Below are 12,145 nucleotides of genomic sequence, written 5' to 3'. Positions count from 1 at the left end.
TGACGGGGCAGAATGTCAATCCTGGTCTAACAGAGCCTTTTTTAATCCCCGTCCCAGAAAAATCATCGACGAACGCACTACTTTGCGCTGGTGAGGACACCAGTGGTGTCGAAGGCCGGGGTGAAGCTCTCGTCTACCGCGCCGCCCTCTTGCCAAAACATCGTCGTAAAGCCCAGGTCGTCGGCATGGTCGAGCACCAGCTCGTACTCCTCGCGCGTCACGGCGCGCGCCAGGTCGCCGCCCTGCTCGCGCATGAGTGCATTGGGCGTGTACTGGTTCATGACCGAGATCGGCACGTCGCCCACCGTCTGCCACACCAGGTCTAACACGCGGCACGAGTCATCCGCATGCCCCGGCAGCACCAGGTGGCGCACGATGATGCCGCGCTTCATGAGCCCGCCCTCATCCACCAGCTCCCCCCCGCGGCGATCGATCTCGCGCGCCATCTGGGCCAGACCCGACACGGCCACGCGCGGGTAGTCCTTAATATGAGAAAGCGACTGCGCAAGCCCGGCATCGGCATATTTAAAGTCGGTGAGCCACACATCGACCAGGTCGCCCAGCGCCGCCACGGCACTCGCGCGCTCGTAGCCACTCGTGTTGTAGACGATCGGGATGACCAGCCCGCGCGTCCGCGCCGCAGCAATCGCGGCAGGCAACAGGTGCGCATAGTGCGTCGCCGTCACCAAATTGATGTTGTTGGCACCCTGGTCCTGCAGTTCCAGCATAATCTCGACCAGGCGCTCAGGCGAAATCTCAAGGCCAAAATTGCCGGTCGAGATCTCGTGATTCTGGCAGTAGATACATTTGAGCGAGCAGCCGCTAAAGAAGATCGTGCCCGATCCGGCCTCGCCCGAGATAGGCGGCTCCTCCCACATATGAAGCGCCGCGCGAGCCACCTTAAGCGTGTCGTTAGCACCGCATACGCCGCGCGCGCCCTCATCGCGCGCCGCACCGCAACGGCGCGGACACAAATGGCAGGCGGGCGAAAAAAGTTCGGTCAACGACGTCGGCATAAAAACATGCTCCAAAACAACGATTCAGCAGCTCAAACGTAAAAGGCTAGGCCGCACAGACGGCTCGAGCCTAAAAGCGCCGTAATCGTCCGACACGATTTTTGTAATGTCAAGACTGGAATCGACAAAGTGCCGCTTTATGATGTAGGTATTCCGCCCCCCGCGGAGCAACTGGGTGAACCGTCGCGTTTATTTAGGGAGCCCACACAGTCGTACCTAGTACAGGTATCCTTCGTTGTTAAGGACGCTGGAACAGTCGATGAGGGCACCCACCTGTTTTAGGTGGGTTCATTTTCGTAACGTGGGGGGTGGTTTTCTTTTGCCGATTTTTCTGAATACCGCCACTGCAGGCCCCACATGGACGCTCAGTGGCATCCAGCAGAATCCCCACCAACATCCCAATATCTGGTAAGCGCGTGATAATCGCACGGTGCAAACCTCCGCACCCCCTCGGTCGAGTATCATGGGTCAGCTACGCCTTTTTGCGCAGCAACCTTTGACCTTTTCCTTCGACGCTTGGCGGTTTTTAGATTCATGGCTTTATCCCCGAGCTACATACCGTATCTATGCGTGGCAGCGGCGGCCTTTATCACGACCTTCCTCACGGTGCCCCTGGTCAAGCGCTTGGCAATTAAGCTCGACGCCGTCGACTATCCTTCTAAGCGCCGCATCAACACCAAGCCCATCCCGCGTTTGGGCGGAACGGCGGTGTTTTTGGGCCTGGTCGTTGCCTGCATTGTGCAAATCCTAGGCACCTGGCACCTAGGCTGGCCGCCCGTCCTGGTACCGCACCCACGCCTTCACATTAGCTATCCCATGCTGGCGCTCTCCTTTACCGTCATCTTTGCGACCGGCGCTATCGACGACGTCTATCAGCTCAAGCCCAAACAAAAACTGGCCGGTCAGGTACTCGCCGCGCTCATCGCCTGTATCGGCGGCTTGCGGATCGTCGTCATCGTCAACCCGTTTGCCCCCGGCGAAATCATGCTCGGATGGCTCGCCTACCCCATCACCGTGATCTATCTGGTGGCATTCACCAACATCATTAACCTCATCGACGGCCTCGACGGCTTGGCCACAGGCATCTGCGGCATCGCGTCGTTCACCATGTTTTCGATGGCCGTTCTCTCGGGGCGCATCGACGCCGCCGCGCTCTCCATTGCGCTCTTTGGCGCCTGCCTGGCCTTTTTGCGCTACAACTTCAACCCCGCAAGCATCTTCTTGGGCGACTCGGGGTCGCTGCTTCTGGGCTTTGCGCTGGGCTCCATCTCGCTGCTCAACGTGAGCCGCACCGCCGCGCTCACCTCGCTTATCATCCCGCTCATCGTTGCCGGCGTGCCCATCATCGACACGTTTAGCGCCATCGTGCGCCGCAAGCGCGCCCACATTAGCATCGGGCAGGCCGACAAGGGCCACATCCACCATCGCCTGATTCAGGAGGGCTACAACCAAAAGCAGGCCGTACTGCTCATCTATGCCTGGTGCATCATGCTTTCGGCCGGCGCCGCCGCCATTAATCAGGTCGAGGTCCCCATGCGCGTGCTCATCTTTACCGTGCTCGCCATTGGCTCGGCAGCCTTCGCCAAGCACCTGCACCTGTTTGAGCCCGTGCTGCGCCACCATTACAACAAGCGCACGCACGAGGACGAGCTGGTAACCCCCGACGACCCCGCCTTTAAGCAGGAGGAGCAGGCGGCGGAAGAGCGTAAGGAAGAGCGGCACCACAGGCGCTAGGGTTTGCTGGCGAGGATGGGCTAAGGCGTTGGCAGCCGTTCGCGCGGACGGCGTGACGGACATGAAAGCCGGCTCCCGACAGTCCCTCACCCACTCACGCCCACCCCTCAATAAACACGCTATCATCAAGACCTGCGAACGAACGTTAGGAGCAATCATGCCAAACGAGAACAGCTACGAAGTCGCGCTGCAAAAGAGCAACGCCATTCGCGAGGGCCTGGCCAAGACGCCCGAGAAGTTCACCATGCTCACCGGCGACCGCCCCACCGGCCGTCTGCACCTGGGCCACTACTTCGGTACCCTCAGGGGCCGTGTTGAGCTGCAGAACATGGGCGCCAAGACCAACGTGCTCATCGCCGACTACCAGGTCATCACCGACCGCGACACCACCGAGCACATCCAGGACAACGTGTACAACATGGTCATGGACTACCTTGCCTGCGGCATCGACCCCGACAAGACCATGATCTACGCGCACTCCGCCGTGCCCGCCGCCAACCAGCTCATGTTGCCGTTCCTGTCGCTGGTGTCCGAGGCCGAGCTGGCGCGCAACCCCACGGTAAAGGCCGAGATGGATGCCTCGGGCCACGAGCTCACCGGCCTTCTGCTCACCTACCCGGTGCATCAGGCCTGCGACATCCTGTTCTGCAAGGGCAACGTCGTGCCCGTCGGCCGCGACCAGCTGCCGCACATCGAGCTTACCCGCACCATCGCCCGCCGCTTTAACAACCGCTACGGCAAGGTGTTCCCCGAGGTTGACGCGTTGCTGTCCGACACGCCGCTGCTGCCCGGCTTGGACGGTCGCAAGATGAGCAAGAGCTACGGCAACGCCATCAATATTTCGATGACCGCCGAGGAGACGGCCAAGCGCATTAAGAAGAGCCAGACCGACTCCGAGCGCATGATCACGTTTGACCCCGAGAACCGCCCCGGCGTGTCCGGTCTGCTTTCGACAGCCGCCATCTGCACCGGTCGTTCAGAGGTTGAGATTGCCGAAGAGATTGGCATGGGCGGCTCCGGTCAGCTTAAGAAATACGTGACCGAGGCGGTCAACGAGTACTTCGCGCCGATCCGCGAGCGTCGCCAGCGCTATGAGAACGACCTGGACTATGTGAAGGACGTGCTGCACGAGGGCAACCGTCGTGCCAACGAGATTGCCGAGCAGACCCTGGCCGAGGTTCAGGACGCCATGGGTATGGTGTACTAGTCGAGAGCAATAAACAACACTCAAACTAAACCGCCGCGATGAGCACAATCCTCGTTGCGGCGGTTTTGTTTTCTTCAGAGGTCGGTCGCCGAGATATTCAGCCGCTTGGCAGAACCCCTAAGTCGCAAGCACCTTGAGGCTATATACTGTTAAGCAATGACACCCTATTGTTTAACATGCGGCAGCTTTTACGGCAGACCCGACCGACCGGAAGGAGTCCCATGAGCTCAGTTGCATTTTGTACCTGCAACGACCGGAAATGCCCATTTAACCCTGTCAACCACGACAAGGGCTGCACACCATGTATCGCTAAGAATCTGCACGAGCACGAGATTCCAACGTGCCTGTTCAACGCGATTTCTCCCGATCGGCTTGAGGCCGATAAAGACGAGTGGTCGTGGCAAGCGTTCGCGCGGCATGTAGAAGCATATCTGGGAAGCGACAGCCCAAGAATCCCCGCAGGCGAAGAAGCGCCGCAGGGATTTACCAAGATCGGTTGCTGTAAGCGGGACTAACAATCAAAGTTAGTGCCCCCCTAAAACCAAACGTCAGTACCTCATTATGGGATAACAGACCTGATGGGTTTGCCCCATGCTTACAGGAAAGAAACCACCACAAAGGGGACAGGCACCTTTGTGGTGGTTTTAGCCACGGCAGAACCGTTAGAGCCCGGCAGGCCAGCGACAGGCGCCCAGATCGACGTGCATGTCGTCCTTAAACGCCACACCCTCCCCTAGCAAAAGCTCACGCTGAGCATCGGGGCCGCCAAAAGCAAAGCCCTCGCAAATGCGGCCATCGGCAAACACCACGCGATGGCAGGGAATCTGACCAGGGCGCGGATTGCTGTGCAGCGCATAGCCCACAAAACGCGCGCTCCGCGGACGACCGGCGAGCAGCGCCACCTGACCGTACGTGGCGACCATCCCTTCGGGGATCTGCTCGACCACCTCGTACACCCGTTCAAAAAAGCCCTCAGACGCCATTGCTCACTCCTTTCCATCCGGAAAAGCATAAACCACCACAAAGGTGCCTGTCCCCTTTGTGGTGGTTTATGGCAGGTCGGTTAGTTGGTAGGCTGGAAGAAGGCTATGGCTACGGCGCCGGGACCTACGTGGGTGCCGATGGTGGCGCCGATGGTGTGGACGGGCAGCTCGCCCTCGATGTGGCCAGCCCACAGCGCCACGCTGTCCTTGACATACTTCTTGAGCACCGCATCCGAAAGACCCGTATAGCCGAGCGCCAACGGCATGGAAAAGTCGACGCCGCCCGCCTTTTCGACCTTCTGGTTCAGCAGGTTACGACCGTTCTTGGAGCCGCGCGCCTTGCCCAGCTGTACGATCAGACCGTCCTCTACAGCCACCACGGGCTTTACGTTGAGCAGCGTACCCACGGCGCCCGCCGCAGCAGACAGTCGACCGCCGCGCACCAGATACTCCAGCGTCTCGAGCAGGCCAATAACCACAACTCGGTCGCGCACGGCCTCGACAGCCGCCGCGATCTGAGATGCACTGCGGCCCTCGTCCACCAAGCGCAGCGCATACTCGACCAGGACGCGCTCGCCCAGGGTGACGTTGTTGCTGTCTACCACGAACACGTCGCCACCTGGCGCCTCGGCAAGTGCGGTACGGGCACTCTGATTGGTGCCCGAAAGCTTAGCGCCCACGGTAATAATCACGGCCTCGTCGCCGGCCTCACGTGCTTCGGCAATCGCCTGCGAAAAGGCATACGGGTTGACCTGGCCGGTCATGGGCAGCTCATCGCGCTCCACGAGCATCTCGTAAAAACGCTGGTGGTCGATGTCGACGCCATCCATGTACACATCGGTGCCAAAGGTGACGGACAGCGGCAAAACGGCCAGCGCCGGATGCTCGGCCGGCGACATATCGCTTGCGGAATCGGTAATAATGCGGACAGACATAGTTGATCCTTTCTTGCGCGGGCCTCGCGCAGGGAATTTCGACAGCAATGCCCCGGCACGGCGAACGCGCTCAAACGGGACTCTGCAGTTGTTTATCGGAAGCAAATGCCCCAGCGGCTCTACAGCTCGCGCAGGGTGTTGAGAATCGTGCGCAACGACGCGTACATCTGCTCGCGCTGCTCCACGCCCATGGTCTTGCCGGTGGTGTCGAGCACTTCGCGAATAATGCGATCGGCCTCGTTCATGCTCTCGCCACCCAACGTGGTCAGACGAACCGGGGCACGGTATTTAACGGCAGCATCGCCCGAATCTTCGACCTCGACGTAGCCGCCCTCCTCCAGATGCGCCAGCGTGCGCGAGACAGCGGCACGGGTCACGCCTGCCATGCGGGCGAGGTCGGCCCCAGTCAAGCCGTCCTTGCTGCGCTCCAGATAGTACAGGCACATAACATCGGAGCCCTTGAGGCCCAGCCTTGCGCCCTCAGATGCCTTAATGCGCTGGATCTCCTTGTAGAGACCGCTGATCAGTCCGACAAAGTCCTCGAAACGTGTCTCGTCGCTCTGCTGCATGGGAGACAACCGCCTTTCGCTTGCATGATGCTAACGGGTAAACATCCTAGCCGTACTCAGCGACCGGCAGCCCCACGCGCCCCATTTGTTAACCCATCAACATAAAAACCACCACAAAGGGGACAGGCACCTTTGTGGTGGTTTTGAACTCGCGGCGATGCTAGAGACGAAGTCCCAGCAGGCCGCGGCCGCGATGACGGGCCACGGCGGGCACCTGGGCGTGCGGGCCGGCGGCCTTGACGGACTCGGGCAGGTGTGAGTACTTCTTCTCGAAGTTCTCCTCGAACATCACCGCCAGGTTGTGCGCGGCCTCGTCGTAGCGCGCGGTGCTCTGCCAGTACTGGCGCGGCACCAGGATGCCGTCGGGCACACCGTGGCACGTGGTGGGAATGTCGACGTTAAAGATATCGTCGTGCACGAACTCGCTGTCCTCGATGGTACCGTCGAGGGCGCGGGCCACCAGGGCGCGCGTGTAGGCAAGCTCGATACGATGGCCAACGCCGTAGCCGCCACCGATCCAGCCGGTATTGACCAGGTACACGCGCGTGCGGCCGTCGGCAATGCGCTCGCCGAGCATCTTGGCGTAGACCATAGGGTCGAGCGGCATAAACGGCTCGCCAAACAGCGAGGAGAACGTGGGCGTGGGCTCGGTGACGCCGACCTCGGTGCCGGGGATCTTGGCCGTAAAGCCTGTCACAAAGTGATACATGGCGGCATCGGCCGTCAGGCGCGAGATGGGCGGCAGCACGCCAAAGGCATCGCAGGTCAAAAACAGCACGACGCTCGGGATGGTGCCCATGCCCTTGGTCCACGCGTTGGGGATATGCTCAACGGGATAGGCCACGCGCGTATTGTGCGTGATCGAGACGTCATCATAGTTGGGCTTGCGGTTCTCGTCGAGCACCACGTTTTCGCAGATGGCGCCAAAGCGAACGGCGTTGAAGATCTCGGGCTCGTGGAACGCGTCCAGGCCCTCGCACTTGGCGTAGCAGCCGCCCTCGATGTTGAAGATGCCCATGTCGGACCAGCCGTGCTCGTCGTCACCGATCAGCAGTCGCGTGGGGTTGGCCGAAAGCGTGGTCTTGCCGGTACCCGACAGGCCAAAGAACACCGCAGTCTCGTGCGTGACGGGATCCATGCTGGCCGAGCAGTGCATGGGCAGCACATCGTCCTCGACAGGCAGCAGGTAATTCATGACGCTGAAGATGGACTTTTTGATCTCGCCGGAATAGCCGGTGCCGGCGACCAGAATCACGCGTTCCTGGAAGTTGATGACCACGGCGGCGCTGGAGTTGAGGCCCTTGATGGCAGGATCGCACTGGTAGCCCGGCGCGGCGAGCACGCAGAAGTCCGGCTCACCGGTGCGCGCAATTTCGCGAGCGAGCGGACGGGCGAGCATTTGCTTAATGAAGAGCGCCTGGCTGGCACGCTCGCAGGCGACGAGCAGGCGACGCGTGTGGTTGCGGTCGGCGCCCGCCATGCCGCGCGTGACGAACACGTCGCGCTCGTTGAGGTAGTCGACGATACCGGCCTTGATGGTCTCGTAGCTCTCAATCGAAAGCGGTCGGTTGACGGCGCCCCAGGCGATCTTGTCGTGCACGTCGGGCGTGTCGACGATAAAGCGATCGTTGGGCGAACGACCGGTGCGCTCCCCCGTCTCGATCACGAGTGCGCCATTGGACGCCATACGGCCCTCTTCGCGGCGGATGGCGTGCTCGACGAGCTCCGCCGCGGGCAAATCGACCAGCAGACGGGGCTGATTCTCGGCGGGATCTTCGACCAGCGTAATGCCAAAGTTGGACAGAACTTCTGCAGGGGTAACACCAGACATGGGGCCTCCTTTAAAAACGCGGCACGTGGACGCGGCGCGCACTTTACTCACATAAAGCCCGTTGTACCCGATATGCAAAAACGTTTTTGCGGCAACCGCGAAGCACCCGCCCAACGGTCAAAAATCGCACGCAAGCGGCCTAGTCATTGGGAACGTTCTTAAACGACTAGCCATTCGGGACATTCTTGAACAGGCAACAACCAAGGAGTGTCCCCAGATGCCGGCACTTAGGGACGTTCCCAAAGTGCCGGCACAAAAGGAACGTCCCCAAGTGTCAACTACAGCGGCAGGTTTTGGCCGAGCATGGCTATGGCGCTCATCAGGACCAGCATGCCGGCAGCGTAGGGCAGCACCGCGCCCAGGAGTTCAGCGTCCTTACCGCGTACATGCACGGCGGCAAGACCGATCGCGAGCGTCTGCGGCGAAATCATCTTACCGGCGGCAACGCCAAGCGCATTCAGCGCGACCATCCAGTAGTCGCTCACACCCAGCGCCGTAGCGGCCTGGCTCTGGATGGGGCCAAACAGCATGCCTGAGGACGTGCCCGAACCGGTCACGAACGCACCGACGGCGCCGATCCACGGAGCCAGAATCGGGTACAGGCCGCCGGCGACCGCAATGCAAAACGCGCTGATCGAAGAGATCATGCCCGCATAGCCCATCACCTTGGCGCAACCCAGCACTGAAAGCATGGTCACGACCGTCGGCATCATCTGCTTGACGGTCGCGGCCAGCACCTCGCCCATCAAGCGCGGCGAAGCGCCCTGAATGGCACCGCCGACAAACGCAGCCAGGAAAATCCAAACACCCGGCGTGTTGATCCACGAAAACGTAAGCGTGCCGGGGTTCTCGCCGCAATACACCTGCACGTGACTCGCAAACGGCGCGAGCGCGGCGTGCACGACGGGCACCAGGTTGGAGGTACCCAACAGCAGCACAAAAATCAGGATGAAGCACGACCAGGCAGAAAGCGCCGACTTAGCGGTGAGCTGTTCGCCGGCCTCGATATTCATGTGAAAGCGTGCATCCAGATGCCCCGACTTCTCGGCATGCATGGCAAGCGCGGCGGTCAGCGCAAGCGATACGATGGAGCCCACGACCACGGCAAGCTCGGGACCCACGAACATGGCAACGACCAAGGCCGCGCCGACAAAGGACACACCGGAAAGCAGCGCCACGCCGGCAACGCCGTGCAGACGCTCGCTTACGCTCGCAACGTTGCCTTGATCATCGGCGACACGGCCCGCGACCAATACAATGAGCAGCGGCATCACCACAAAGAACGGTGCGAGCTGCACCAGCTGAACGGTCGCCAAATGCAGCGGGTCCAGGCCCACCAGGTCGGCAACGGACACCGTGGGGATGCCGATGGAGCCGTAGGGCGTGGGCACGCCGTTGGCCAGTAGACAGATCAGCACGGCAGGCACGGCCTCAAAACCAAGGCCCGCGAGCATGCCGGCGGGAATGGCAACGGCGGTACCAAAGCCGGCCATGCCCTCCATAAAGCCGCCGAAGCACCACGCCACGAGCAACGCCAGCAGACGACGGTCGCTGCTGATGGAGGTGATCATGCTGCCGATCACGTCCATGGCACCCGTGCGCACGCACAGGTTATACGTAAAGACGGCGGCGATAATCACGAGCACGATGGGCCACAGGGCCATCAAAAAGCCCTCGAGCGAGGCCGTGGCTATCTGCGCCGCCGGCAAATGCCACCACGCAAAAGCAAGCACGCACGAAAGGACAAACGATCCGATAGCGGCTTTCCAAGCGGGCCATTTAAAGCACAGCAGCATCACGACAAGCCAAATAATCGGCACAAGAGCCAGCAGGAATGCGGCGACGTCCATGGTTCATAGCTCCTTGCTACCGCGCGGGCGGCATAGGGGTGTCACAAAACTTCATCAGGATACCGCACGTTTGCCGACAAATTACAGCCGCCCGCCGAAATTATTGAACAACCGGTTCAAAAACACGAGCGGACGCCGTCGCGTCTATACTAGAGCGCAGTAATAGAAAGGACTCGCCTTGAGCATCACGCCCCTCGACAGCATTCGCCACGCCATCGCCCGCCGTAACGGCGTCACCGACCCCACCGTATCGGGCGGGGCGCACGGGCAGGGCGGACGCATCGAGAACGGTCTATTCCCCGCATCTCACACCGCCGAGGAGCTCGCACGCATTCAAGAGCTAAGCCAGCGTAACGCCGGCGGTCCCGACAACGGCCAGGCCACACGCCGTCGCCGCGAGCGCGATCGCCAGCCCGGCCCCATCCACCGCATGGTCAATGCCTGGTGGAACCGCCTGCTCGGAGCTGTCTACGGCGGCGGCTTCTCCGCGCAAGAAGCCGAGTACGAAGATCACGCCACCCATCGCGACTACCTTTGGAACACCATCGGCACCGTCGTGTGGGGCATGACGTTTCCCCTGCTCACCATTGTGTCGACGCAGCTCGTGGGCGCCGAGGAAGCCGGCAAGTTCTCCATCGCCTTTGTCACTGGCACGCTCATCATGATCGCGTGCAACTACGGTGTGCGCAACTTTCAGGTCTCGGACATCGACGAAAAGACGTCCTTCGCCTCCTACCAGCTCAATCGTTGGATCTGCGGGGCCCTAGCCTTGGGCTGCGGCCTGCTCTATAGCAGCGTCCGCGGCTATGACGCGCATATGGCGACGATCGGCCTTGGGGTCTACCTCTACAAGGTCATCGACGGCGTCGCCGACGCGTACGAAGGCCGCCTGCAGCAGGCCGATAAACTCTACCTGGCCGGTATGAGCCAAACGCTGCGTTCCGTTGGCGTCATCGCGGTCTTTGGCGTTGCCCTGCTCCTCACGCGCAGCATGCCCATCGCAGCCATGTCAATGGGCATCGCCGCGATTGCCTCGCTCGTACTGGTCACCGCGCCGCTCGCCCTGCTCGAGACCGAAAAATCACGCCGCATGAGTCTGCGCGAGGTCGGTCACCTGTTTGTCCAGTGCGCCCCGCTTTTTGGCGCGCTGTTCCTGTTCAACCTAATCGAGAGCATGCCCAAGTTCGTGATGGAAGGCACACTGGCCTACAAGTATCAGCTGTACTTTAATGCACTGTTCTTTCCGGCGCAGGCTATTTTGTTGAGCATTGGATTTATCTATAAACCGCAGCTCCTGCGTCTATCGAGCATTTGGGCGAATCCGCGCAAGCGTCGCCGCTTTGACCTGATTATTGTTGCCGTTATGGCGCTGATCGTAGTCATCACCGGAGCGTGCGCCGGATTTATGGCAGGCCCCGGCATCCCCATCATGAGCTTTATGTACGGCCTTAACTTTGAGCGCTACCGCACGCTGGCACTGCTGATGGTTGTTGCCGGCGGCGTCACCGCGGCAATCGACTTTATCTACGCCATCATCACGGTGCTGCGCCACGCCGGCGACGTCACCAAGATCTACCTGATCTGCTTCGCCGTGAGCGTAGTGCTGCCGGTGATCCTGATTGAGCTGCTGGGTCTGATGGGCGCTGTGGTGAGCTACCTGGCGGTCATGGCCCTACTGCTGGTGTTGTTGATAATCGAGTACGCCCACATCCGTCAGCGCATCGAGCGAGACCGGAACCCGTACGGAGCCTAATTAGCTGCCCCCGGAACCGGAATTTGCGATGGAATCACCCCGGCTGGGGTCCGGTTGCGGACAATATGCATCACGCAAAACTAAGTGAGTAGACTTTTACCGAATCCCCGACCACACCGACATAATACAAGTCTGTGATCTGCGGTTTTATTGAGGCAAATATGTTGGGTGCTCGGCATTTCCAAAAAAGTCTACTCACTTAGCCAGCGGGCAGCCAAATGATTATTTAAGGCTCTGTTAGACCAGGATTGACATTCTGCCCCGTCA

The 12,145-nt window shown here is 60.6% G+C and carries 10 protein-coding genes; 4 read left to right on the top strand and 6 right to left on the bottom strand.

The features are described 5' to 3' along the window. Positions 1–77 precede the first annotated feature (77 nt). On the bottom strand, positions 78–1,016 hold the full coding sequence (locus tag DXB98_RS09635; protein WP_117743958.1) for a radical SAM protein: 939 nt from the start codon (positions 1,014–1,016) through the stop codon (positions 78–80). A 534-nt stretch (positions 1,017–1,550) separates the two neighbouring features. Here DXB98_RS09635 and DXB98_RS09630 point away from each other — a divergent pair. The 3 genes from DXB98_RS09630 to DXB98_RS09620 all read left to right on the top strand — a co-directional run bounded on the left by DXB98_RS09630 (position 1,551) and on the right by DXB98_RS09620 (position 4,472). Beyond that, entirely contained in the window at positions 1,551–2,750 is a 1,200-nt protein-coding gene (locus DXB98_RS09630; RefSeq protein WP_117743957.1) for an MraY family glycosyltransferase, read from the top strand. A gap of 157 nt (positions 2,751–2,907) precedes the next feature. Continuing rightward, the gene (trpS, locus tag DXB98_RS09625; RefSeq protein WP_117743956.1) at positions 2,908–3,957 is read left to right on the top strand and encodes a tryptophan--tRNA ligase; all 1,050 of its coding nucleotides are present in this window, start codon (positions 2,908–2,910) and stop codon (positions 3,955–3,957) included. A 221-nt stretch (positions 3,958–4,178) separates the two neighbouring features. After that, positions 4,179–4,472 carry a DUF6485 family protein gene (locus DXB98_RS09620; RefSeq protein WP_199407173.1) on the top strand — a complete coding sequence of 98 codons (294 nt, stop codon included), beginning with the start codon at positions 4,179–4,181 and terminating at the stop codon, positions 4,470–4,472. Between the two features lie 147 nt (positions 4,473–4,619). Here the strand turns inward: DXB98_RS09620 and DXB98_RS09615 are convergent, their stop codons facing one another. The 5 genes from DXB98_RS09615 to DXB98_RS09595 all read right to left on the bottom strand — a co-directional run bounded on the left by DXB98_RS09615 (position 4,620) and on the right by DXB98_RS09595 (position 10,125). Beyond that, positions 4,620–4,940, bottom strand: coding sequence for an MGMT family protein (locus DXB98_RS09615; protein WP_117743955.1), 321 nt, complete (start codon positions 4,938–4,940; stop codon positions 4,620–4,622). Positions 4,941–5,020: 80 nt separating this feature from the next. Then, a complete protein-coding gene (locus tag DXB98_RS09610; RefSeq protein WP_117743954.1) occupies positions 5,021–5,875 on the bottom strand; it encodes a DegV family protein in 855 nt (284 codons plus the stop codon). Between the two features lie 119 nt (positions 5,876–5,994). Further along, positions 5,995–6,444: a MarR family winged helix-turn-helix transcriptional regulator gene (locus DXB98_RS09605; protein WP_117735596.1), complete on the bottom strand. Its 450-nt coding sequence runs from the start codon at positions 6,442–6,444 to the stop codon at positions 5,995–5,997. A gap of 160 nt (positions 6,445–6,604) precedes the next feature. Next, positions 6,605–8,275, bottom strand: a complete 1,671-nt coding sequence (gene pckA / locus DXB98_RS09600) for a phosphoenolpyruvate carboxykinase (ATP) (RefSeq protein ID WP_199407172.1) — start codon at positions 8,273–8,275, stop codon at positions 6,605–6,607. Between the two features lie 278 nt (positions 8,276–8,553). Further along, complete coding sequence (locus DXB98_RS09595) at positions 8,554–10,125, bottom strand: L-lactate permease (RefSeq protein ID WP_117743953.1); 1,572 nt, start codon at positions 10,123–10,125, stop codon at positions 8,554–8,556. 178 nt (positions 10,126–10,303) lie between these two features. Here DXB98_RS09595 and DXB98_RS09590 point away from each other — a divergent pair, with 178 nt between their 5' ends. Next, entirely contained in the window at positions 10,304–11,878 is a 1,575-nt protein-coding gene (locus tag DXB98_RS09590; protein ID WP_233505155.1) for a lipopolysaccharide biosynthesis protein, read from the top strand. Positions 11,879–12,145: the final 267 nt, after the last annotated feature.

The organism is Collinsella sp. OM07-12, from assembly GCF_003438275.1.
GTDB lineage: Bacteria > Actinomycetota > Coriobacteriia > Coriobacteriales > Coriobacteriaceae > Collinsella.
Note: the sequence above shows the minus strand (reverse complement) of the source record. Positions and strands in the feature narration are given on the sequence as shown.

What these genes read in the sequence shown, in the direction of transcription:
- DXB98_RS09635 (WP_117743958.1), bottom strand. Translation starts at nt 1,016, where the DNA reads ATGCCGACGTCGTTGACCGAACTTTTTTCGCCCGCCTGCCATTTGTGT.
- DXB98_RS09630 (WP_117743957.1), top strand. Translation starts at nt 1,551, where the DNA reads ATGGCTTTATCCCCGAGCTACATACCGTATCTATGCGTGGCAGCGGCG.
- trpS (WP_117743956.1), top strand. Translation starts at nt 2,908, where the DNA reads ATGCCAAACGAGAACAGCTACGAAGTCGCGCTGCAAAAGAGCAACGCC.
- DXB98_RS09620 (WP_199407173.1), top strand. Translation starts at nt 4,179, where the DNA reads ATGAGCTCAGTTGCATTTTGTACCTGCAACGACCGGAAATGCCCATTT.
- DXB98_RS09615 (WP_117743955.1), bottom strand. Translation starts at nt 4,940, where the DNA reads ATGGCGTCTGAGGGCTTTTTTGAACGGGTGTACGAGGTGGTCGAGCAG.
- DXB98_RS09610 (WP_117743954.1), bottom strand. Translation starts at nt 5,875, where the DNA reads ATGTCTGTCCGCATTATTACCGATTCCGCAAGCGATATGTCGCCGGCC.
- DXB98_RS09605 (WP_117735596.1), bottom strand. Translation starts at nt 6,444, where the DNA reads ATGCAGCAGAGCGACGAGACACGTTTCGAGGACTTTGTCGGACTGATC.
- pckA (WP_199407172.1), bottom strand. Translation starts at nt 8,275, where the DNA reads ATGTCTGGTGTTACCCCTGCAGAAGTTCTGTCCAACTTTGGCATTACG.
- DXB98_RS09595 (WP_117743953.1), bottom strand. Translation starts at nt 10,125, where the DNA reads ATGGACGTCGCCGCATTCCTGCTGGCTCTTGTGCCGATTATTTGGCTT.